Here is a 23,716-nt window from a genome sequence, read left to right as displayed (position 1 = left end):
CAAGCCCTCTTCAGGCTCTTTTACTTGCGTAAAGCCTTGAGCAGCTTGGCTTTGCGCAGCACATGCAGCACGCTTTTCTCCAGCTCGGCGTAATCCTTGGAGAGCGCTCCTTTTCTGACAATGAAAACGATATCCAGATTGCCGGCAATTTCCGCCTCGTGGTGACGGACAATCTCCTTGACCAGCCTTCTCATCCGGTTGCGGACTACGGCATTCCCGACCTTCTTGCTGACGGATATGCCCACCCGGAATCGTTCCACTTCTCTTCTGGGGAACCAATACACCACATACTGATGATTCGCAAATGACTTCCCATGGCGGTATACGCGGCTGAAGTCGGCACGGTTTCGTAATCGTAGACTTTTGTGCACGGAAATCTCCTATTCAAATACCGGAATTGCTCCAGGCTCCGGAATTTCATCTTCTAATTAGTATTGTCATTCAAGGGAGACCATAAACAGTTACCGCGGCGGCCCTGGAGATCCCCTGCCAACAAACATAGACAGCTTGTGGAATTCTTATATCTTTAAAAAAAGCCCCGCAGTAGCGTTAACATCCCCTGCAGAGCCTATCATTTATTGTTGCAGCAGCAGAAGTAGTGCGTGGGTTTCTGCTCACTGAGCGTCATCCTATTCTGCGCTATATATAGAAGAGAAATAAAAACAGCTGATGCATTCTGCAAATAAAGCGTAAAAAAGGACCACAGCAGTGGTCCCAAAGTGGCCTATCTTACGCACTCAAAACTTTTCTGCCTTTCAAGCGGCGGGCTGCCAGCACTTTGCGGCCGTTTTTCGTGCTCATTCTTTTGCGGAAACCATGCACCTTTTTGCGTTTGCTAACATTTGGTCTGAACGTCGGTCTCATGTATTGCACCTCCCTTACAGGAACATAATTACTGTCATATAAGCAGAAACGGACTAAGCCGTCCTTAAAGTAGGGACAGTATCTACAAGTATTATCAATTTAATTTGGAGACATATCCTCACAGAAAACACCTTTATATATTTAAACATATATTAGCGCCAAAAGTCAACCATGTCTCTTTCTCCCTCTTTTTCAGGTTGCTCCGCTTATCCACAAAGGAACACATCCAAAATAATAATCCACAGGCTTGTCCAGTTATCCACCTGTGATTAATTCCGGGCGGATTTTGCTCACAGGTGAGCACAACCTGTGTATAAAAAAATTGGCGCAGCCGCGGAAACTGTCGAACGGTAAACAAATTATCAACAATATGTAGTGGTGTGCCTAAAAATTATACACAAGTGATTGAATTTGTGGATAAAATGGCCTCGCTCATTGAAAAACAAGGGGCGTTTTGCTATGATAGTATTACTTTTGAATGTGAATAGATTTGTTTGTTCAATAAATTATCAACAAGCTGTGGATAAAGTTGTGAACAATTCAAATTTATCCATATTTTTTTGTCTCTTGAAGTTGCATACTGGGGATAAGATTCAGCACCAACCCATTTTCTTCGACATTTCCACTTCATGGCTGATGCCACATTTGGAAGATTTAAAGGAGTGACAGTCTGTGGACAGCCATACTTCCGAATTATGGCAGCAAATATTATCGATTATTCAAACCAAACTAAGCAAGCCGAGCTTCGATACCTGGTTCAAGGCCACCAAGGCCATGACGTTCAATTCCCAGGCTCTTATCATCTCGGCGCCTACAACCTTTGCCGTAGAATGGCTGGAAAGTCGCTATACCAAACTGGTAGGAGCAACGGTATATGAAGTTACCGGACAGCAGGTGGAAGTCAAATTTGTCATTGAGGAGAACAAGCCCTCTGAGCCTGTAGTTCAGCAAAGTGCGCCTACTCCCGTTGTTTCGCGCGAAGAGGCACAGACTCATTTGCTCAATCCCAAATACACCTTCGACACGTTCGTGATCGGTTCAGGCAACCGTTTTGCGCATGCAGCCTCCCTTGCTGTAGCCGAAGCGCCGGCCAAAGCCTATAACCCTCTGTTTCTGTATGGAGGCGTAGGTCTCGGAAAGACTCACCTTATGCATGCGATCGGCCATTATGTGCTGGAGCATAACCCCAATAACAAGGTGATTTACATCTCCTCCGAGAAGTTCACGAATGAATTCATCAACTCCATCCGTGATAACCGCGGCGAAAGCTTCCGCAACAAGTACCGCAATGTTGATATTTTGCTGATTGACGACATCCAATTCCTGGCCGGCAAGGAGTCCACGCAGGAGGAATTTTTCCATACGTTCAATGCTCTTCACGAAGAACGCAAGCAAATTATCATCTCCAGCGACCGGCCTCCCAAGGAAATTCCCACTCTGGAAGAACGGCTGCGTTCCCGGTTCGAATGGGGACTGATCACAGATATCCAGCCCCCCGATCTTGAGACGCGGATTGCCATTCTGCGCAAGAAGGCCAAGGCGGAGAACCTGGATATCCCGAACGAAGCCATGATGTACATTGCCAACCAGATCGACACGAATATCCGGGAGCTTGAAGGCGCGCTGATCCGTGTTGTGGCTTATTCTTCCCTGACGAACCAGGATGTGACGACACATCTGGCAGCCGAAGCGCTGAAGGATATCATCCCTTCAAGCCGTCCGAAGATGATCACCATTAACGATATTCAGCAAAAAGTCGGTGAATACTACAATTTGCGCATGGAGGACTTCAAAGCGCGGAAACGCACGAAGGCTGTAGCTTTTCCAAGGCAGATTGCCATGTATCTCTCCCGCGAGCTGACGGATTATTCGCTTCCTAAGATCGGTGAGGCGTTCGGAGGACGCGACCATACGACCGTTATCCATGCCCATGAGAAGATTACGCAGCAATTAAAGGTGGACCAGGAGCTCTATAAAGTGGTAAATAATCTTTCGGAGAAAATTAAAAATCCTTCCTAAGAGGAACAAAGAGCCTATACACAATCTATACACATGTGGGTAGGCTTAATTTTATGCTGTTTAGCCACTTATCCACATAAACGGAGCCCCTACTACTAATACTATTAAATAACTATAATAATTCATCTTCTAAGAGCAGGTTTCAAAGAGCATTTACGTACACCCATTTCCCAATTTTTCAGCTAGGAGTGAAATCATGAAAATCAGCATTCTCAAAAACGAGCTTAACGAATCCATCGGCCATGTCTCCAAGGCAATCTCCAGCAGAACAACTATCCCTATTCTGACCGGTATTAAGTTTGAGGTTAGCCATCAGGGCGTTACACTGACTGCAAGTGATACGGATATTTCCATTCAGTCCTTCATCCCTGCCGAGAATGACAGCCAGACGATCGTCAAGGTAGAACAGCCGGGCAGCGTAGTGCTTCCCGCCAAATTTTTCGTTGAGATTATCAAGAAGCTTCCCTCCAAAGAAATTCACATGGAAGTCAAGGAAGGCTTCCAGACCTATATCTCCTCCGGCTCTACGGAGATTCAGATCGTGGGTCTTGATCCTGAAGAATTCCCGGTTCTGCCAAGCATTGAGGAGAATGAAACCATCTCCATGCCGGGTGATTTGCTGAAGAATATGATTAAGCAGACCGCCTTCTCCATCTCCACCCAAGAGACAACACCGATCCTGACAGGCATTCTGTGGAATCTGGCCGACAATGAATTCAAGTTCACGGCTACCGACCGCCACCGGCTCGCAACCAGAGCTGCCCACCTGGAAGGCACAGAGAATATCCAGTTCGCGAATATTGTCATTGCCGGCAAAACGCTGAACGAGCTGAGCAAAATTATCCCTGATCAGAATATGCTGGTGGATATTGTCGTCGCCGATAACCAGGTGCTGTTCAAAATCGACAAAGTATTGTTCTATTCGCGGATTCTGGATGGCATTTATCCGGATACTTCTAGAATTATTCCAACCACCTACAAAACAGAACTAACTTTGGACACAAAAAAATTAAGCGAATCGATTGACCGTGCTTATTTGCTGTCCCGTGAAGAGAAAACGAACATCGTCCGGATGCAGACCCTGGAAAACGGTGATGTGGAGATCTCTTCCAGCTCGTCGGAGCTGGGGAAGGTCCGTGAAGAGCTGGAAGTTATCGATTTCAAAGGCGAGCCGCTGCGCATCTCCTTCAACTCCAAATATATGCTCGATGTGCTGAAGGTGGTGGAGAGTGAGCAGCTCGTGATCGCCTTCACCGGTATGATGAGCCCGATTATTCTCAGACCGCTCGATGAGAGCCGCAGCCTGTATGTGATTTTGCCGTACCGGACAACTAATTAACGCCCTGTCCATCAACATGTGGATAAGTGGCTGAAAGGATTAAAATCATGAAAAAAATAGTTATCCACAGTGGATACATTAAGCTCGACCAGTTCCTGAAGCTCGCTGATTGTGTATCCACAGGGGGGATGGCCAAGGCGCTGCTGCAGGAAGGGCATGTGCAGGTGAACGGAGAGGTTGAAGAACGCCGTGGCCGGAAGCTCTACCCGGGTGATAGAATAGAGGTACAGGATAACGGCGTGTTTGAAGTTGAGGGCGGCGGCGTCAAGGAGGAGTAACCCTAAGGAGGAACAGGCTCTTGTTTGTCAAAAATATCGGACTGCAGGATTACCGCAACTATGGGCTGCTGCGTCTTGAGCATCTGGGCGATGTGAATCTCATTCTCGGACAGAACGCCCAGGGCAAAACCAATCTCATGGAGGCTTTGTTTGTCCTGGCGATGACCAAAAGCCACCGGACCTCCAAGGACAAGGAGCTGATCTCCTTCGATGCCCCGTCGGGCTCTGCACAGATTGTTGCTGAAGTAGAGCGCAAATACGGGGATCTTAAGCTGGAGCTGACCCTGTCCCCGCAGGGCAAGAAGGCCAGAATTAACGGACTGGAGCAACGGCGGCTCAGTGAATTCGTAGGCTCGCTGAATGTTGTAATGTTCGCCCCGGAGGATCTGGAGATTGTTAAAGGCACCCCGGGCATCCGGCGCCGGTTCCTTGACATGGAGATTGGCCAGGTTCAGCCGAGCTACCTGTTTCATCTGCAGCAGTACCAGAAAATCCTCCTCCAGCGGGGCAACTTGCTGAAGCAGTTATGGGGCAAGGAGGCTGGCGGCCGGGAGCTTCTGGACATCTGGGATGCCCAACTTGTAGAACATGGTGTTAAAATCGTCAAAAAAAGGAAACAATTCATAAAGAAGCTGCAGATATGGGCAGAAAGCATCCACCGGGGCATCACAAACGGCGGAGAAGAGCTCAAGCTGCTCTATGTCCCCTCGTTTGGTGAGCGTGAAGAGGAAGATGAAGCTGTCTTATTGGACAAATTTATGTTAAAGTTATCACAAACAAGAGATCAGGAAATCAGGCGCGGCATGACGCTGACGGGTCCCCATCGGGATGACCTGTCCTTTTTTATCAACGGAAGAGAAGCTCAGGTCTACGGTTCCCAAGGGCAGCAACGTACGGCAGCTTTATCGCTCAAGCTGGCGGAAATTGAACTGATCCATGAGGAGATCGGAGAATACCCTGTGCTGCTTCTTGATGATGTTTTGTCCGAACTTGATCCCTATCGTCAGACCCAGCTTATCGAAACCTTTCAGAGCAAGGTGCAGACCTTCATCACTGCCACCGGTGTTGAGGGACTGAATGCTGATAAACTAAAGGGTGCAATCCTGTATCATGTTCATGGCGGCAAAGTGGGGTTATAAAGAGCGGAGGAAGACCATGTATATTCATTTGGGCGGAGAAAAAATTATTCGATCCTCAGAGCTGATTGCTATATTTGATATATCGATTGAGAAATCCTCCAAGGTATCGAAGCAGTTTATGACTCATTCCCAGCAGGATAAGAAGCTGGAACGCATTGGTGAAGAGGAAGCGAAGTCTATTGTCGTGACCAGGAATACTGTCTACTACTCCCCGATCTCCTCCTCCACTCTCAAAAAAAGAGCCAAGATCTTGTTAGAAATATAGGTTTCGTAAGTTACAAGAGATAATCTGAAAGAAGTAGGTGAAGGCATGTCAATGAATCAACCAACATATGATGAGAGCCAGATTCAGGTACTGGAAGGGCTGGAAGCAGTTCGGAAACGTCCCGGCATGTACATTGGCTCCACCAGCTCCAAAGGTCTGCATCATTTGGTCTGGGAGGTTGTCGATAATAGTATCGATGAGGCGCTGGCAGGTTTTTGCGACCGGATTCAAGTCATAATTACTGAAAATAATAGTGTGACTGTTATTGACAACGGGCGAGGAATTCCTGTCGGTGAGAACGTCAAGCTGAAGAAGTCCACGCTTGAAGTGGTCATGACTGTCCTGCATGCAGGCGGTAAGTTCGGCGGCGGGGGTTACAAGGTGTCCGGCGGTCTTCACGGCGTAGGGATCTCTGTAGTTAACGCCTTGTCCGAGAAGGTAGTTGTCACTGTCAAACGTGACGGGCATGTCTACCAGCAGGAGTACAACCGCGGCGTGCCGCAATATGACATCAGAGTGATCGGGGATACAGAGGAGACGGGAACCACCACTACCTTCCACCCGGACCCGGATATTTTTACCGAAACCACTACTTTTGAATACTCCACGCTCCTTACCCGTATCCGCGAGCTGGCCTTCCTGAACAAGGGCATTGAGCTTTCACTGCTGGATGAACGGACCGGAGTCAACAATACGTTCAAGTATGAAGGCGGTATTGTGGAGTATGTGAAATACCTTAACGAGAAAAAAGAAGCTCTTCATGAGGAACCGATCTACGTGGAAGGCTCACGGGATATGATCGCGGTTGAAGTAGCTCTCCAATATAACGATTCATATACAGAGAATATCTATTCGTTCGCCAACAATATCAATACCCACGAGGGCGGAACGCATGAATCCGGCTTCAAGAGCGCCTTGACGCGGATCATTAATGATTACGCACGCAAGGCCGGCGTGATCAAGGATAGCAGCCAGAATCTGACCGGGGACGATGTCCGTGAAGGTCTAACGGCGATTATTTCCGTCAAAATCCCTGAGCCGCAGTTCGAAGGCCAAACCAAGACCAAGCTCGGCAACAGTGAAGTCCGCGGGATTGTAGAATCACTGTTCGGCGAGAAGCTGCAGGAGTTCCTGGAAGAGAACCCTGCCGTCTCACGTAAGGTGCTGGAGAAGTCATTGCAGGCTTCCCGTGCCCGTGAAGCGGCCAAAAAGGCCCGTGAGCTGACCCGCCGCAAAAGTGCGCTTGAAGTCAGCGCCCTGCCGGGTAAGCTGGCAGACTGCTCCTCCAAGGATGCGTCCATCAGTGAGCTGTACATCGTCGAAGGTGACTCGGCCGGAGGATCTGCCAAGCAGGGCCGGGACCGTCACTTCCAGGCTATCCTGCCGCTGCGCGGCAAGATCCTGAACGTGGAGAAGGCCCGGCTGGACCGGATCTTGTCCAATGCGGAAATCCGGGCGATTATCACCGCACTGGGGACCGGGATCAGTGATGATTTCGACCTCTCGAAGGCGCGTTACCACAAGGTTGTCATCATGACCGATGCGGACGTCGACGGCGCCCATATCCGAACACTGCTGCTGACCTTCTTCTACCGCTACATGCGGAAGATTGTTGACGCAGGGTATATCTATATCGCCCAGCCGCCGCTCTTCAAGATCGAGCGCAACAAGGTTGTGCGCTATGCACAGACCGAGAAGGAGCGCGATGAGATCATTGCTGCCTTCGGTGAGAACGTGAAGGTTAACGTTCAGCGCTACAAAGGTCTGGGTGAGATGAACGCCGCTCAGCTGTGGGACACGACGATGGACCCTGAGAGCCGCACCATGCTGCAGGTGACCATTGAGGATGCCATGCTGGCGGACAGCATCTTTGATACCCTGATGGGTGACAATGTCGAACCGCGCCGTGAATTCATTCAGGAGCATGCGCAATCGGTTAAGAACCTGGATATTTAAGCCGCACATAGCGAACCTCCGGATTATCCCTTGCGGATGAAGCCGGAGGTTTTTTAGTAATCAAGAGGGGGATATATCCTGCCGCTTGAATACATAGAGCTAGAAGTTTGATATTCGCTTGCGGCGGCTGGTCACGGACTTCCGGTTAGGCTTCAAACGTCCATAGGCCACAGCGTAACGGTGGATTCTGCGGTAAATTGCTTTGTTCTTGAACAATTTGAAGACAATGATGGAGGGTAAGGTGTTTACTTCAAGCAGCCATAGATCGTGATGCTGGTCGATGGCTACATCAAGCCCCAGCTCCTTAAGGCCTGGATAAGCCGTTTCGAGCTGTGCGCCGATTCGAACGCCCAGCGATTTGAGCTGCTGGGTAGTCGCAGACATTTCGTCAGAGGTCATATGCTCCTTGAACAGGGCATCTACCGGAAAAACACTGCCCCCGCTGTGATAATTCGTGATCACCTTCTGCGGTGCGGCAACCCGGCCAAGCATGCCTGTAGTCTCCCAGCTGCCCTGGAGATTCTTTTGGGTAAGCACCCGCAGGTCGAAGGGGCGCTCCTGATGCTGCAGCAGATCAATGCCCTGCTGGACCAGATAGCTGCGGTCTTTAATCCGGGGCACCAGTGCGGCATGAAGCTCTTCAGGGCTATTAAAGACCTCGGCGTCCTTTGCATACCTGAGAATATACATCAGCTTCGGCTCTGCTGGTACTTCTGCTTCAATGTCTGCAGCTGCTGTCTCCGGTTCACGGGTCTCCGGCTGCTGCCCGCTGGGACTTAAGTGTACAACCCTCTGCTCGGCTCTCATCACTCCGCTGCCATAGGTGCCGCGGTCGGGCTTTATATATACCGTGCCATGCAGATGCAGCATTTCTTTCAGATCCTCCAGGCCGTATTTGCGCGTTTCCGGAATATAGACCGATAGCTGACGGTTTTGCAGAATGACTTTCGTTTTTGCCCATTTGCTGGACACGCGTTGAATCTTCATGTTCTGCCTCCGTTTCTTTACGCATAGCGAATTTTCAGGACAAGCAAACAAAAAAATGTTATAATATAAGGATATGAGATTATGCTTTTTGGGACGAAAACAGGGGCATGAAGCCAATTCTCTTGTCTCTACAGTCTATGTACTGAAGACAGCAGCGGAGAGGGCGTATACCCTTATCCGTACTAAAAGAAAATCAATATAGACGATAACAGGCTATCATGTTTAATTGTGCTGGTTTTGTGAAAGTAATATAATATAGGGTAGCGGTTTTTAACTGAAGGAGGTCCACCAACTCATGGCTGAACAAAATAACCCGCAAGTCAAAGATCGGGACATTGGCGTGGAAATGCGCGAATCCTTTATGGATTACGCAATGAGCATCATTGTAAGCCGGGCTTTGCCGGATGTGCGGGATGGACTTAAGCCTGTTCACCGACGCATTTTGTTTGCGATGTCGGAACTTGGTATGTCCTCGGATAAGCCACATAAGAAGTCAGCTAGAATCGTCGGTGAGGTTATCGGTAAGTATCACCCACACGGTGACTCAGCAGTCTATGAAACAATGGTACGTATGGCACAGGACTTCTCCATGCGCTATATGCTTGTAGACGGTCATGGTAACTTCGGTTCCATAGACGGAGACATGGCGGCTGCAATGCGTTATACAGAAGCACGTTTGTCCAAAATTGCCGGAGAAATGCTCCGTGACCTGAACAAGGAGACCGTTGACTTCGCGCCCAACTATGATGGTGAAGAGAACGAGCCTGTAGTCTTGCCGGCACGTTATCCCAATCTGCTGGTCAATGGTGTAGGCGGGATTGCGGTGGGGATGGCAACCAACATTCCTCCGCATAACCTCGGTGAGGTTATTGACGGTGTGCAGGCGATGATCAAGAATCCTGATATTACGCCTATGGAGCTTATGGAATATATTCAAGGCCCGGATTTCCCGACAGCCGGATATATTCTGGGCCGTGAAGGCATCCGTCAGGCCTACCGCACGGGACGCGGATCGGTTACCATGCGTGCCAAAGCGGTCATTGAAGAGAATAACGGCAAGGCCCGGATTATTGTGCATGAGCTTCCTTACCAGGTCAACAAAGCCCGGCTCGTGGAGAAGATTGCGGAGCTGGTGCGTGAGAAGCGCATCGAGGGCATTACGGATCTGCGTGATGAGTCTGACCGTAACGGAATGCGCGTAGTGGTTGAAATGAGACGGGATGTGAATCCGAGTGTTGTACTCAACAATCTCTACAAGCATACTTCTATGCAGTCCACCTTCGGGATCAACATGCTGGCTATTGTCAACAATGAACCGAAGATTCTGAATCTGCGCGATGTGTTGTATCACTATCTGCAGCATCAGATCGAAGTCATCCGCCGCCGGACGATCTTCGACCTTAAGAAGGCGGAGGCACGGGCGCATATTCTGGAAGGTCTGCGTATTGCCCTGGATCATCTGGATGAGGTCATTGCCCTGATCCGCGCCTCACGCACTACCGACATTGCCCGGGAAGGTCTGATGGAGACCTTCAGTCTAAGCGTAGAGCAGGCCCAGGCGATCCTCGATATGCGGATGCAGCGCCTGACCGGTCTGGAACGCGAGAAGATTGAGAACGAATATAACGAGCTTTTGGCCAAAATTGCCGAATACCGTGAGATTCTGGCCAATGAGCATCTTGTGCTGGATATTATCAGCAATGAGCTGCAGGAGATCCGGGATAAGTACTCCGATGACCGCCGTACAGAAATTACGGTTGGGGAAGAAAGCATCCTCGACGAGGATCTGATTCCGCGTGAAGAGGTTGTTATCACGATTACCCACACCGGTTACATCAAACGTCTTCCGGTCAACACCTACCGCAGCCAGAAGCGCGGCGGACGCGGTGTCATCGGGATGGACACCAAGGACCAGGACTTTGTGGAGCATCTCTTCGTGAGTAACTCCCATAACTACCTGATGTTCTTCACGGATAAGGGTAAGGTGTACCGGATTAAGGCTTATGAGATTCCGGAGCTTGGACGGACTGCCCGGGGAACGCCGATCATCAACCTGATTCAAATTGAGCAGGGTGAGAAGATCAGCGCGGTCATCCAGGTGGAGGAAGCGGACAGTGACAAGTACCTGTTCTTCGCTACCCGCGAGGGAATTGTGAAGAAGACGCCTCTGGAAGATTACAACAACATCCGTAAGGGTGGCCTGATTGCAATCAATCTCCGTGAGGAGGATTCACTGATTGAGGTGAAGCTGACAGACGGTGAGCAGAATCTGATTATCGGTACTGCACGCGGAATGTCGATTACCTTCTCGGAGAATGATGTGCGTTCCATGGGCCGCAGCGCTACCGGGGTTAAGGGGATCACGCTTGATTCCAATGACCATGTTATTGGCATGGACTGCGTAGACCAGGAGCTTGAGGTGCTGATCGTAACCACCAAGGGCTATGGTAAGCGGACACCTGCTGCTGACTACCGGTCTCAGACCCGCGGCGGTAAAGGCATCAAGACCATTAACCTTACGGATAAGAACGGGCCGGTTGTCGGGCTGAAAGTGGTCAAGCAGGACGAGGACCTGATGATTATTACGACCAGCGGTACCCTGATCCGTACCAGCATGGACGGAATATCCACCATGGGCCGTTATGCGCAGGGCGTTAAGCTGATTAATATCCGTGAGGATGATGCTGTAGCTACACTGTGCAGAGCGGACAAAGAGGATGAAGAGCTGTCTGAGCATGAGGATGGCGAAGACTTCGTTCAAGAAGTTCCGGCAGAAGGCGATGGCGAAGCCAGCCAGCCTGAAGCGGACGCTGTGGACGAAGACGACAATCTCGAATAATATTTTGCAGGAGAGCATGGGTTTCTGATTTACAGAAGCCTATGCTCTTTTTTTGTACCCTCGCAATGAGTAAACGGGGAATTCTCTATCTAGCCGCTTCCCGTGTTCCATACTATAATTAGAGAATTACAGGTGTCACCGACATAAAGGGGCTTAGGCTAATGCCAAACATATCCGTTGGAGAGATTAAAGCGGGTTCAAAGATTATAAAGGATGTAATTACTCCCTTAGGGGGAGTATTATTCGGAAAGGGGAAGATTATTCTCCCCCGGGATATTGAAATTTTGCAGGCTTTTTTGATCGGACAGGTCGAGATTGAAGGGGCGCATGGGGAAGACAAACCGGCAGAGAGCGCTAAACCGGCAGTGAAGCAGCAAGCGGCCAAGACGGGTGCTCTAATTAATGAGTCGGTGCTGTCCAAGAGCAATTCTCCGCTTCACGATGAGTATGAGAAAATGCTGGTGCTTATCAAGCAGAGCTACCGCGCAGCGGCCGCTGCGGCGTTGCCGATCTTCGAACTGCGGAGTCAGCTGGAGCTGCTGATCACCCATTTGAAGGATTACCATGTCTTAAAGTTTGCGCCGCGTGTGCTGATTGACCAGGAATATAACTATCATAATGCGGTCTTGTCTGCCCTGACCTCCTATCGAATTGCCCAGTGGTGCGGATATCCGCAGAAGGACTGGATGCAGGCTGCTTTTGCCGGCTTGCTGCACGATATAGGTAACATTAAGGTAGACGAAGCGCTGCTGCAGAAGCCAACCCCTCTAAGCGGTGCAGAGATTGACGAGGTACGCAGGCACACTACATACGGTTATCAGCTGCTGCGCAATGTTACAGCCATTAACGAAGGGGTTAGACTCGCCGCCTTGCAGCACCATGAGAAGATAGACGGTTCAGGGTACCCGCTTAGGCTGGATGGCAGCCAGATTCATTTCTACGCCAAGATTGTGGCAGTCGCCGATATCTTCCATGCCATGACGCTGGGAAAAGCCTACAGAAAGGCACAGTCGCCTTATCTGGTATTGGAGCAGCTGCAGAAGGAGAGCTTCGGGAAGCTCGATCCGGTAATCGTACAGACCTTCATTCAAAAGACGACAGACCTTTACAACGGTACACGGATACGGCTCAGCGATGGGCGTCATGGGGAAATCATCTTTACTGACCGTAACAACCCGACAAGACCCATGGTTCAGGTTGAAGGAAACATCGTTAATCTCATCAATGAACGGGAGCTGCATATTCAGGAGATTATTGCTTAAGCACACGGACAAAGGAGTAGAGCTATGCTAACTTGCTTGCCGGGCTATGGCTGGTTAGGGGAAGCGTAGCTTTTAGATAATGAGTATGAAATAATACTTGCAATGAATCTCTATCCGTGATATATTCTATTTCTGGCCGCGAAACATCAACGCCGAGCTCGAACAAGAAGTTAAAAAAAGAGCTTGCATTGATCGGCTGGATGTGATATATTATAAGAGTTGCTGGTGACGACAACATCGCCGCTGACAACGAGCTTGATCTTTGAAAACTGAACAACGAGTGAGTATCTGGAGATCACTTCGGTGAGATCCAAAATTGAGAATTTAACAATTCTCGTCAGATGTTTCAAAATGAGCAATCGCTCTTTCTAAATACCAATTTGGAGAGTTTGATCCTGGCTCAGGACGAACGCTGGCGGCGTGCCTAATACATGCAAGTCGAGCGGAGTTTGAGAGGAAGCTTGCTTCCTTTCAGACTTAGCGGCGGACGGGTGAGTAACACGTAGGCAACCTGCCCTCAAGCCTGGGATAACTACCGGAAACGGTAGCTAATACCGGATAATTTCTTTTTTCTCCTGAGGAGAGAATGAAAGGCGGAGCAATCTGCTGCTTGGGGATGGGCCTGCGGCGCATTAGCTAGTTGGTGGGGTAACGGCCCACCAAGGCGACGATGCGTAGCCGACCTGAGAGGGTGAACGGCCACACTGGGACTGAGACACGGCCCAGACTCCTACGGGAGGCAGCAGTAGGGAATCTTCCGCAATGGGCGCAAGCCTGACGGAGCAACGCCGCGTGAGTGATGAAGGTTTTCGGATCGTAAAGCTCTGTTGCCAGGGAAGAACGTCCGGTAGAGTAACTGCTACCGGAGTGACGGTACCTGAGAAGAAAGCCCCGGCTAACTACGTGCCAGCAGCCGCGGTAATACGTAGGGGGCAAGCGTTGTCCGGAATTATTGGGCGTAAAGCGCGCGCAGGCGGTTATTTAAGTCTGGTGTTTAAACCTTGGGCTCAACCTGAGGTCGCACTGGAAACTGGGTGACTTGAGTACAGAAGAGGAAAGTGGAATTCCACGTGTAGCGGTGAAATGCGTAGATATGTGGAGGAACACCAGTGGCGAAGGCGACTTTCTGGGCTGTAACTGACGCTGAGGCGCGAAAGCGTGGGGAGCAAACAGGATTAGATACCCTGGTAGTCCACGCCGTAAACGATGAGTGCTAGGTGTTAGGGGTTTCGATACCCTTGGTGCCGAAGTTAACACAGTAAGCACTCCGCCTGGGGAGTACGGTCGCAAGACTGAAACTCAAAGGAATTGACGGGGACCCGCACAAGCAGTGGAGTATGTGGTTTAATTCGAAGCAACGCGAAGAACCTTACCAGGTCTTGACATCCAACTAACGAAGCAGAGATGCATCAGGTGCCCTTCGGGGAAAGTTGAGACAGGTGGTGCATGGTTGTCGTCAGCTCGTGTCGTGAGATGTTGGGTTAAGTCCCGCAACGAGCGCAACCCTTGACTTTAGTTGCCAGCAGGTAAAGCTGGGCACTCTAGAGTGACTGCCGGTGACAAACCGGAGGAAGGTGGGGATGACGTCAAATCATCATGCCCCTTATGACCTGGGCTACACACGTACTACAATGGCCGGTACAACGGGAAGCGAAGCCGCGAGGTGGAGCCAATCCCAGCAAAGCCGGTCTCAGTTCGGATTGCAGGCTGCAACTCGCCTGCATGAAGTCGGAATTGCTAGTAATCGCGGATCAGCATGCCGCGGTGAATACGTTCCCGGGTCTTGTACACACCGCCCGTCACACCACGAGAGTTTACAACACCCGAAGTCGGTGGGGTAACCCGCAAGGGAGCCAGCCGCCGAAGGTGGGGTAGATGATTGGGGTGAAGTCGTAACAAGGTAGCCGTATCGGAAGGTGCGGCTGGATCACCTCCTTTCTATGGAGAATCGTTTCCTGCAACGGAAACATTCAAATCTTAAATCTAGCCGGTCGGCTAGTTACTCACTCGTTGGTCAGTTTTGAGAGTTTAAGCTCTCAACCGGCTGTAACTTCAATCGACACAGTTGTGTTCGACCCGAACTTACAGCAACTTGATCCTTGAAAACTGGATACCGAAACGAATTTGCGTTTTAGAACATCTTTTAGCTGAAACTTGTGTAAGCAAGTGGAAATAGTTATTAGTTGCTACCGTGATTTTCCTTAGGGAAAACGCATTGGTTAAGCTACTAAGAGCACACGGAGGATGCCTAGGCGCCAGGAGCCGACGAAGGACGTGGCGAACAACGAAACTGCCTCGGGGAGCTGTAAGCAAGCTTTGATCCGGGGGTGTCCGAATGGGGAAACCCAGCTGTGGTAATTCGCAGTTACTCGTATCTGAATACATAGGATACGCAGAGGCAGACCAGGGGAACTGAAACATCTAAGTACCCTGAGGAAGAGAAAACAATAGTGATTCCGTCAGTAGCGGCGAGCGAACGCGGAACAGCCTAAACCAAGAGGCTTGCCTCTTGGGGTTGTGGGACGTCTCACATGGAGTTACAAAGGAATAGAGTAGGTGAAGAGGTCTGGAAAGGCCCGCGATAGAGGTAAAAGCCCTGTAGCCCAAACTGTGTTCTCTCCGAGACGGATCCCGAGTAGTGCGGGGCACGTGAAACCCCGTATGAATCCAGCAGGACCATCTGCTAAGGCTAAATACTACCTGGCGACCGATAGTGAAACAGTACCGTGAGGGAAAGGTGAAAAGCACCCCGGAAGGGGAGTGAAATAGAACCTGAAACCGTGTGCTTACAAAAAGTCAGAGCCCTCTTTATGGGTGATGGCGTGCCTTTTGTAGAATGAACCGGCGAGTTACGTTTAACATGCAAGGTTAAGGTGAGAAGCCGGAGCCGCAGCGAAAGCGAGTCTGAATAGGGCGACTGAGTATGTGGACGTAGACCCGAAACCGTGTGATCTACCCCTGTCCAGGGTGAAGGTGCGGTAACACGCACTGGAGGCCCGAACCCACGCATGTTGAAAAATGCGGGGATGAGGTGGGGGTAGCGGAGAAATTCCAATCGAACTCGGAGATAGCTGGTTCTCCCCGAAATAGCTTTAGGGCTAGCCTCGGTGAATGGAGTGGTGGAGGTAGAGCACTGATTGGGTGCGGGGCCCGCAAGGGTTACCAAGCTCAGTCAAACTCCGAATGCCATTTACTTCTTGCCGGGAGTCAGACAGTGAGTGCTAAGATCCATTGTCAAAAGGGAAACAGCCCAGACCATCAGCTAAGGTCCCCAAGTGTGTGTTAAGTGGGAAAGGATGTGGAGTTGCACAGACAACCAGGATGTTGGCTTAGAAGCAGCCACCATTGAAAGAGTGCGTAATAGCTCACTGGTCGAGTGACTCTGCGCCGAAAATGTAACGGGGCTAAACACACCACCGAAGCTATGGCTAGATACTTTGTATCTGGGGTAGGGGAGCGTTGTATATACGTTGAAGGTGTACCGTAAGGAGCGCTGGAGAGTATACAAGTGAGAATGCCGGTATGAGTAACGAAAAGATCAGTGAGAATCTGATCCGCCGAAAGCCCAAGGTTTCCTGAGGAAGGCTCGTCCGCTCAGGGTAAGTCGGGACCTAAGGCGAGGCCGACAGGCGTAGTCGAAGGACAACAGTTTGAAATTACTGTACCACCGTAATCCGCTATGAGCGATGGGGTGACGCAGGAGGGTAGTGACGCGGACTGATGGATGTCCGTCTAAGCAGTGAGGCTGGTGTGTAGGCAAATCCGCACATCGTAAGGCTGGGCTGTGATGGGGAGCGAAAATTATAGTAGCGAAGGTCATGATCTCACACTGCCAAGAAAAGCCTCTAGTCAGGAGAAGGTGCCCGTACCGCAAACCGACACAGGTAGGCGAGAAGAGAATTCTAAGGCGCGCGGAAGAACTCTCGTTAAGGAACTCGGCAAAATGACCCCGTAACTTCGGGAGAAGGGGTGCCTCGGTAGGGTGAATAGCCCGAGGGGGCCGCAGTGAAAAGGCCCAAGCGACTGTTTAGCAAAAACACAGGTCTGTGCGAAGCCGCAAGGCGAAGTATACGGGCTGACGCCTGCCCGGTGCTGGAAGGTTAAGGGGAGCGGTTAGGGGTAACCCGAAGCTGTGAACCGAAGCCCCAGTAAACGGCGGCCGTAACTATAACGGTCCTAAGGTAGCGAAATTCCTTGTCAGGTAAATTCTGACCCGCACGAATGGCGTAACGACTTGGGCGCTGTCTCAACGAGAGATCCGGTGAAATTTTAATACCTGTGAAGATGCAGGTTACCCGCGACAAGACGGAAAGACCCCATGGAGCTTTACTGCAGCTTGATATTGAATTTGGGTACGATCTGTACAGGATAGGTGGGAGCCGGTGAGGCAGGAGCGCAAGCTTCTGCGGAGGCGCCGTTGGGATACCACCCTGATCGTATCTAGGTTCTAACCTAGTGCCCTTAGCGGGTACGGGGACCGTGTCAGGCGGGCAGTTTGACTGGGGCGGTCGCCTCCTAAAGAGTAACGGAGGCGTTCAAAGGTTCCCTCAGAATGGTTGGAAATCATTCGCAGAGTGCAAAGGCATAAGGGAGCTTGACTGCGAGACCTACAAGTCGAGCAGGGACGAAAGTCGGACTTAGTGATCCGGTGGTACCGCATGGAAGGGCCATCGCTCAACGGATAAAAGCTACCCTGGGGATAACAGGCTTATCTCCCCCAAGAGTCCACATCGACGGGGAGGTTTGGCACCTCGATGTCGGCTCATCGCATCCTGGGGCTGAAGTAGGTCCCAAGGGTTGGGCTGTTCGCCCATTAAAGCGGTACGCGAGCTGGGTTCAGAACGTCGTGAGACAGTTCGGTCCCTATCTGTCGTGGGCGCAGGAAATTTGAGAGGAGCTGTCCTTAGTACGAGAGGACCGGGATGGACGTACCGCTGGTGCATCAGTTGTTCCGCCAGGAGCATGGCTGAGTAGCTACGTACGGACGGGATAAGCGCTGAAAGCATCTAAGCGTGAAGCCCCCCTCAAGATGAGATTTCCCAATTAGTAAGACCCCTTGAAGACGACGAGGTAGATAGGTTGGAGGTGGAAGTGCAGCAATGCATGGAGCTGACCAATACTAATCGGTCGAGGGCTTATCCAAACACACTAACACACAAATTCGTTTCGGATTCAGTTTTCAGGCGATCAAGCCTGGTACACTTTAAGCTGCATGTCCTTTCTGGGGACGGATATTTTCTCGCAGCGATTTCGAGAAGCGGAAGCTTCGAAAAATCATGTTTGGTGGCGATAGCGGAGGGGTTCCACACGTACCCATCCCGAACACGACCGTTAAGCCCTCCAGCGCCGATGGTACTTGGACCGAAGGGTCCTGGGAGAGTAGGACGTTGCCAAGCACACATGAGCCATTGTCGAATTATCGACAATGGCTTTTTTGTATATCCGTATATATAAAAAGCGGGCAGGGGTGCGGTGTTTTATTATAAAAACGCTTACAAACGAGTGACATTTTTGTTACCGACGAGGCGATGGTTCCAAGTATAATGGAAAAGTGCAATAAATAAGCAAAAGCCTTAATACGAATGAACTACGTATAAATTCTATCTTGGAATTTTCTTGCGTCTTTAGATGCATGGTAGAGGTAAGGAGGATTTAAGGTATGAAGCGAACTCAACCTTTGTGGATATTAGTTATTCTTTGTATAGTCGGAGTAATGCTGGCGGGTTGCGGAACGAAGGAGCCGGCTTGGGATACTTTTAACGGTGCACTTAATGAGGAAGACTTCCCCGTTCCCAAAGAGGCAAGCTCACCCGACAGAACAACTACAAACGTAGCCATGGACTATGTACGGTACTCCTTGCCGGGGTTGAAGGAGAAGAAAGGCGTGCCGGAGCCTTATCTTGCAGCCATTAAAGCATGGGGCTGGGAAGAGCAGGAACAGAAAGCAGACGATTCCGGGAGCTCCCGTGTTTTTCAGAAAGAAGGACTTATTGTACATCTGACCGTGCATGATGACTATTTCATCGTGATGATTCCGAAGGAAAAGAAGGTCACGACCAAAGGCTTGAAGAACAGATAAAAAATCGCCGTCCGGTTATGGATGGCGATTTTTTTGAAAGATAAGAATTTATATGTTTTGGGGTCCCCGCAAATTACCTGAGTCATCACCTATGCTAAAGCCCCACTTTGTGGGGTTATTTTGCGTGCACGCTTGGCCGCTTAAATACAGCGCTATGTATATCTGGTTGGGATTACTGGGCGTAATAGGAGGCGTCTGCCGCACCCAACTTGAGCATCCCGTCTTTGCCTACACTTTTTAACCGCAGCAGCGCATACAGACGGGGTAGCAGCAGCCACAGGTGGCATACCGCAAGCGAAACCGTAAAGGCTGGCGGAGCCCAGACGATGAAGAGTGCGGCTATACAAAGACCGATCCAGAGGTTATGCAGCTGTACGGTGCGGAAGATGCCGTAATTGATATATTGATCGGGCATGTAACCGGGCCAGGGCAGGCGCAGGGATAATCTCCAGCGCTTGGCGATAGGGTGTCCGCTAATCAGCAGCACAGAGCGTGAGATGACATACTGAATCCACAGCATGACAGGTCCGGCTATAATCATGAACAGAATACTAAGCCAGGAGAGAAAGACACTTTCGAGTACAAGGCATATAAAGGGCAGGGTGACATAGACCCGCAGCAGGAATGCTGTAATAGTAATTTTTTTGATAAGCTTGTATTGATAGAATGTAGCGGCACCTTTGGTGTTTGGTTCCATACCTGGAATTCGGACCTCCTCGCAAGTTCTCTTGTTATTATTATCGGCCTGCTCCTGCCTTTTTATTAAACAACGGACTCAGATTCACCGAATGGGCAGCGGGCGAATATATATATTTTAGGCTATGAAGGATTAGGAAAAAACTATGAAAAGGTTTAAAATGATAGAAGGTGTACCATACTGTTCTTAAAAGAGTCAAGGTGGGATGAAAATGGAACAGCAAACCGGGAAGGCCTGCATTATCTGCGGGCAGGAAAAGGAAGAAGGCATTGTGATTGTCGCGCATTTCATCTGTGTGGACTGTGAGAGTGAGATGGTGCGTACGGAGGCTGAGGATGTGAAGTACAACTTTTTCATTAACCGGATGAAGAAGATCAATCTGCGTATGCATGCTTAATGTACGAATTGCAGTACCTGTAACAAGCAACATATAAAGAGCGGGCGGTGAATCTGTGTCGCGTTGGCTGCAAATACAAGGTTCCTCTTAACGGCTTCTCCGCCCTGACCGGGTGAGGGGAGCCGTTTTATTGCGTGCAATCCTTTGCGGAAGTGATAGGCGTGTGGGTGTATTTGCGTTAAAATAGAAGGTAACCCCCAGGGGAGGAAGAATCTATGGACAAGCTACAGCCTGGCAGGGCACCTGTATACGAAATGCTGGAACAATATAGACATAAGGGTAATATATCTTATCATGTGCCGGGTCACAAGAACGGGGAGGCTTACCGGAGTGCTGTAAGTGCAGAGAGTGCAGGATATCTCACGGAAGTGATGCGTTACGATGTGACGGAGATTACCGGAACGGATGACCTTCATCATCCGGAAGGGGTAATAAGGGAAGCCCAGGAGCTGGCAGCCGATTGTTACGGCGCGGAGGAGAGTTATATGCTGGTGGGCGGCAGTACCGCAGGGAATCTGGCGCTCATTCTGACGGTCTGTTCTGAGCCCGGATGTCTGCTTATTCTGCAGCGCAACGTCCACAAGTCCGTGATCCATGGACTGATGCTGGCGGGAGCGCGTGCAGTTTTCCTGGAGCCGCAGATCGACCCGGACAGCGGCCTTGCGGTGGCACCGTCTGCTGAGACGGTGCAGGCGGCGCTGGCCGCTTACCCGGAGGCTGCCGGGGTCCTGGTCACCATGCCGAATTACTACGGCATGGGCAGTGACTTAGCGCCCCTCGCGCAGGCCTGTCACGCTTGCTGCGTGCCGCTGCTGGTGGATGAGGCGCACGGAGCGCATTACGGGCAGCACCCCGCGCTTCCGGCGGGGGCGCTTGCCCAGGGCGCGGACGGCGTGGTGCAGTCCACGCATAAGATGCTGACGGCGCTGACGATGGGCGCCATGCTGCATGTGCAAGGGCCATGGCTGGACCGCGCGCTGCTGCGGCAGCGCCTGGCCATGGTGCAGAGCTCCAGCCCATCCTACCCCGTGATGGCTTCGCTCGATTTGGCCCGGCGCCTGCTGCACAGCCAGGGCGCCGGTGCCTTCACGGCGGGACTCGCCGCCGTGGATGTCCTGCGGCGCGGCCTGGCGGCGCTGCCGCGCTTCGGGCTGCTGCAGCCGGGCTCGCCGCAGCAGCCTGTCTGCGGCGGGGCGGGCGCCGCAGGAGTGAGTTCGCCGCCGCTGCGCGGGGCGGCGTACGTGACCCAGGACCCCTTCAAGGCGGTCATATATGACGCCGCGGGGGTCCTGGGGGGCTTCGAGCTGCAGCGCAGGCTCGAAGAGAGGGGAATCGTGCCGGAGATGAGCGACGACCGGCACGTGGTTCTGGCCTTCAGCCTCGGCTCGAAGGCTGAAGAGGCAGCAGAGCTGCTGACAGCGCTGCAGGACATTGCAGCGCAGACCTCCTTGGCAGCGCAGCAGACCGGCGGGAGCGCAGCCCCCTCAGACCTTGATCTTACCGCTGGCCTTGATCCTGTCGCTGGCCTCGATCTTACCTCTGGTTCTGGCCCTGATCCTGATCCTGACCGATTTCCCGGCCCAGGATCGGCTCCCGGTTGTGATCGGGCTTCCGGCCCCAGCCAGCCTGCTTACTCAGACACTGCCGCAGCTCCCGCTTCCCAAGGCGCAGAATCCTTCTCCAGCGCACGGACCGCAGCCCAGGCAGCGTCATATAATAGCAGAGAAGGGGACTCAACCTTCTCCGGTGATATTTCCACGTGGAACAATTTCGACATTCCGGCAGTATCGGCTCCGGTCGCGTTCTCGATCCGGCCGGTGGCTGCCGGGCAGACAGAGAGTATAGAGCTTGAGGCAAGCGCGGGCAGGATTGCGGCAGAGATGGTTATTCCCTATCCGCCAGGCATCCCGCTCTTATATCCCGGAGAGAGCATTACAGCGTCTGTCTGTGACAGGCTGATCCGTCTGAGAATAGGCGGGGCGAAATTTCAGGCCTGTGCTGATCCGGCCTTACAGCATATTAGGGTATACAACATTCAGAAGGGCGGAGAAGCATAAGTGAAGCGAGAAGGATTCTTCATTACACTGGAGGGAGGCGACGGCTCCGGTAAAACAACCGTACTCGGCAGGGTGGCAGCTTATCTGCAGAACCATTCCATGCCCTATTTAATCACCCGCGAACCGGGAGGGATAGAGATCGCCGAGAAGATACGCTCTATTATCCTCGACCCGGCACATACGGCTATGGATGCCCGGACAGAGGCACTCCTGTATGCGGCGGCAAGAAGCCAGCATCTGGCGGAGGTGGTCGAGCCTGCCTTGCAGGAGGGCATTACCGTGCTCTGTGACCGTTTTGTAGACAGCAGTCTGGTCTATCAAGGGTACGCCAGAGGGCTGGGCATCGAAGAGGTGTGGGGGATTAACCGGTTTGCGACCGGCGGGAGAATGCCCGATCTTACCTTTTACCTCGATGTAGATCCTGAGGTGGGCCTGTCGCGGATTGCCGCCAACCAGAACCGGGAAGTGAACCGGCTGGATCTGGAGAGCCTGGAGTTTCATCAGAAGGTGCGGGCGGGCTATGAGCTGGTAACCAGCTCTGATCCGCAGCGGATTGTGGTGCTTGATGCGGGTCGTCCCATCCATATGGTGGAGCAGGATATTGTACGTGTACTGAAGGACAGGATATTAAAGGATTTCTGAGGTGTTTTGTCAAATAAATAATAGAGGTATAATGATTGAACAGGGCTTCTCCGCAGATTGAATCGATGTTGTGCGGAAAGCCTGTGAACATAACTAATAGGAGGGGATACGAAGATGAATTTGATCATTGCAATTATCCAGGATAAAGACAGCAACCGGCTATCCAGTGAACTGGTGAAGGCGAACTTCCGTGCCACCAAGCTGGCCAGTACAGGCGGATTTCTCCGTGCGGGTAACACTACCTTTTTGATTGGGGTAGATGATATTCAGGTGGATGCCGTACTCAGTGTAATCCGTAACAGCTGCAAAGTGCGTGAGCAATTGGTCACTCCTGTAACGCCGATGAGCGGCACGACAGATTCCTATTTGCCGCTTCCTGTTGAAGTGCAGGTGGGCGGAGCTACCGTATTCGTACTTCCCGTCGATCGTTTCGAGCATTATTGAGCATAATGAAGATCAACCCGGGCTACAGGCCCTTAAAAAGCGAAATGCTGACCACGGAGGCTGAGAGGCGTCCGGTCCAGCAAAAAAACTTCAACGATGTATTTCAACAGCAAAGCCAGCAGAAAACTATAGATGAGTTGAACCGTCAGATCAAAGATATCCAGCTGCAAGGCGACCGGCTCTCCAAATCCATGACTGTGCGTGAGCTATCCATCTATCGGAACCTGATCAAACGGTTTCTGGAGGAGACGGCCCGCCGCGGAGTGATCCTGAAGGACACCAAAGGCTGGGACCGGCGGGGCCGTGGCAAACGCTACAAGCTGCTCGAAGAGGTTGATGCCGCTCTGCTGAATATGGCGGATGATCTGCTGGACAGCGAGCAGGGCCGGATCGATCTCCTGGGACGGGTTGGAGAGATTCGCGGGCTGCTGATTAACCTTTCTTTCTGACAA

At 51.4% G+C, this 23,716-nt stretch carries 18 protein-coding genes and 3 rRNA genes; 17 read left to right on the top strand and 4 right to left on the bottom strand.

Translation table 11 applies throughout. The features are described from left to right. Nucleotides 1-20 precede the first annotated feature (20 nt). Both rnpA and rpmH read right to left on the bottom strand, forming a co-directional pair. A complete protein-coding gene (rnpA, locus tag MKY96_RS28845; RefSeq protein WP_036699878.1) occupies nt 21-371 on the bottom strand; it encodes a ribonuclease P protein component in 351 nt (116 codons plus the stop codon). A gap of 358 nt (nt 372-729) precedes the next feature. Continuing rightward, nucleotides 730-864 (bottom strand): 50S ribosomal protein L34, encoded by a 135-nt coding sequence (gene rpmH, locus MKY96_RS28840; RefSeq protein WP_039295761.1) that lies wholly within the window; start codon nt 862-864, stop codon nt 730-732. Nucleotides 865-1,536: 672 nt separating this feature from the next. Here rpmH and dnaA point away from each other — a divergent pair. The 6 genes from dnaA (at nt 1,537) to gyrB (ending at nt 7,860) form a co-directional block, all read left to right on the top strand. Beyond that, nucleotides 1,537-2,883: a chromosomal replication initiator protein DnaA gene (dnaA, locus tag MKY96_RS28835; protein WP_036699882.1), complete on the top strand. Its 1,347-nt coding sequence runs from the start codon at nt 1,537-1,539 to the stop codon at nt 2,881-2,883. Nucleotides 2,884-3,079: 196 nt separating this feature from the next. Beyond that, nucleotides 3,080-4,222, top strand: coding sequence for a DNA polymerase III subunit beta (dnaN, locus tag MKY96_RS28830; RefSeq protein ID WP_036728067.1), 1,143 nt, complete (start codon nt 3,080-3,082; stop codon nt 4,220-4,222). A gap of 47 nt (nt 4,223-4,269) precedes the next feature. Continuing rightward, the gene (yaaA, locus tag MKY96_RS28825) at nt 4,270-4,500 is read left to right on the top strand and encodes a S4 domain-containing protein YaaA (RefSeq protein WP_340945799.1); all 231 of its coding nucleotides are present in this window, start codon (nt 4,270-4,272) and stop codon (nt 4,498-4,500) included. A 20-nt stretch (nt 4,501-4,520) separates the two neighbouring features. After that, nucleotides 4,521-5,639, top strand: coding sequence for a DNA replication/repair protein RecF (gene recF, locus MKY96_RS28820; protein ID WP_340945796.1), 1,119 nt, complete (start codon nt 4,521-4,523; stop codon nt 5,637-5,639). A gap of 16 nt (nt 5,640-5,655) precedes the next feature. After that, nucleotides 5,656-5,904: an extracellular matrix regulator RemB gene (gene remB, locus MKY96_RS28815; protein WP_036728071.1), complete on the top strand. Its 249-nt coding sequence runs from the start codon at nt 5,656-5,658 to the stop codon at nt 5,902-5,904. Nucleotides 5,905-5,949: 45 nt separating this feature from the next. Continuing rightward, nucleotides 5,950-7,860 carry a DNA topoisomerase (ATP-hydrolyzing) subunit B gene (gene gyrB, locus MKY96_RS28810; RefSeq protein ID WP_036728073.1) on the top strand — a complete coding sequence of 637 codons (1,911 nt, stop codon included), beginning with the start codon at nt 5,950-5,952 and terminating at the stop codon, nt 7,858-7,860. Nucleotides 7,861-7,959: 99 nt separating this feature from the next. Here the strand turns inward: gyrB and MKY96_RS28805 are convergent, their stop codons facing one another. Continuing rightward, entirely contained in the window at nt 7,960-8,847 is an 888-nt protein-coding gene (locus MKY96_RS28805; RefSeq protein WP_340945793.1) for a YheC/YheD family protein, read from the bottom strand. A 295-nt stretch (nt 8,848-9,142) separates the two neighbouring features. On the opposite strand from MKY96_RS28805, the gene gyrA reads away from it, so the two are divergent. From gyrA to MKY96_RS28775, 6 genes are all read left to right on the top strand, one after another. Then, nucleotides 9,143-11,686, top strand: coding sequence for a DNA gyrase subunit A (gene gyrA / locus MKY96_RS28800; protein ID WP_340945790.1), 2,544 nt, complete (start codon nt 9,143-9,145; stop codon nt 11,684-11,686). A 161-nt stretch (nt 11,687-11,847) separates the two neighbouring features. Continuing rightward, nucleotides 11,848-12,948 carry an HD-GYP domain-containing protein gene (locus tag MKY96_RS28795; protein WP_340945789.1) on the top strand — a complete coding sequence of 367 codons (1,101 nt, stop codon included), beginning with the start codon at nt 11,848-11,850 and terminating at the stop codon, nt 12,946-12,948. A 377-nt stretch (nt 12,949-13,325) separates the two neighbouring features. Beyond that, nucleotides 13,326-14,886: ribosomal RNA gene (locus MKY96_RS28790) — 16S ribosomal RNA — on the top strand. A 279-nt stretch (nt 14,887-15,165) separates the two neighbouring features. Then, nucleotides 15,166-18,091: ribosomal RNA gene (locus MKY96_RS28785) — 23S ribosomal RNA — on the top strand. Nucleotides 18,092-18,227: 136 nt separating this feature from the next. Next, nucleotides 18,228-18,344: ribosomal RNA gene (gene rrf / locus MKY96_RS28780) — 5S ribosomal RNA — on the top strand. Together the 16S, 23S and 5S rRNA genes form the textbook arrangement of a ribosomal RNA operon. 263 nt (nt 18,345-18,607) lie before the next feature. After that, nucleotides 18,608-19,027: a hypothetical protein gene (locus tag MKY96_RS28775; protein ID WP_036723990.1), complete on the top strand. Its 420-nt coding sequence runs from the start codon at nt 18,608-18,610 to the stop codon at nt 19,025-19,027. A 172-nt stretch (nt 19,028-19,199) separates the two neighbouring features. On the opposite strand, the gene MKY96_RS28770 is transcribed toward MKY96_RS28775, so the two are convergent. Next, nucleotides 19,200-19,724 (bottom strand): hypothetical protein, encoded by a 525-nt coding sequence (locus MKY96_RS28770; RefSeq protein WP_340945787.1) that lies wholly within the window; start codon nt 19,722-19,724, stop codon nt 19,200-19,202. Between the two features lie 211 nt (nt 19,725-19,935). Here MKY96_RS28770 and MKY96_RS28765 point away from each other — a divergent pair, with 211 nt between their 5' ends. The 5 genes from MKY96_RS28765 to MKY96_RS28745 all read left to right on the top strand — a co-directional run bounded on the left by MKY96_RS28765 (nt 19,936) and on the right by MKY96_RS28745 (nt 23,713). Then, entirely contained in the window at nt 19,936-20,121 is a 186-nt protein-coding gene (locus MKY96_RS28765; protein WP_340945785.1) for a sigma factor G inhibitor Gin, read from the top strand. Between the two features lie 215 nt (nt 20,122-20,336). Continuing rightward, complete coding sequence (locus MKY96_RS28760; RefSeq protein WP_340945781.1) at nt 20,337-22,178, top strand: aminotransferase class I/II-fold pyridoxal phosphate-dependent enzyme; 1,842 nt, start codon at nt 20,337-20,339, stop codon at nt 22,176-22,178. Next, nucleotides 22,179-22,820, top strand: a complete 642-nt coding sequence (gene tmk / locus MKY96_RS28755) for a dTMP kinase (RefSeq protein ID WP_340945778.1) — start codon at nt 22,179-22,181, stop codon at nt 22,818-22,820. 114 nt (nt 22,821-22,934) lie between these two features. Beyond that, a complete protein-coding gene (locus tag MKY96_RS28750) occupies nt 22,935-23,264 on the top strand; it encodes a cyclic-di-AMP receptor (protein ID WP_036723983.1) in 330 nt (109 codons plus the stop codon). 5 nt (nt 23,265-23,269) lie between these two features. Beyond that, a complete protein-coding gene (locus MKY96_RS28745) occupies nt 23,270-23,713 on the top strand; it encodes a YaaR family protein (RefSeq protein ID WP_036723982.1) in 444 nt (147 codons plus the stop codon). Nucleotides 23,714-23,716 lie beyond the last annotated feature (3 nt).

It is taken from the genome of Paenibacillus sp. FSL R7-0302 (assembly GCF_038006885.1).
GTDB lineage: Bacteria > Bacillota > Bacilli > Paenibacillales > Paenibacillaceae > Paenibacillus_AQ.
Note: the sequence above shows the minus strand (reverse complement) of the source record. Positions and strands in the feature narration are given on the sequence as shown.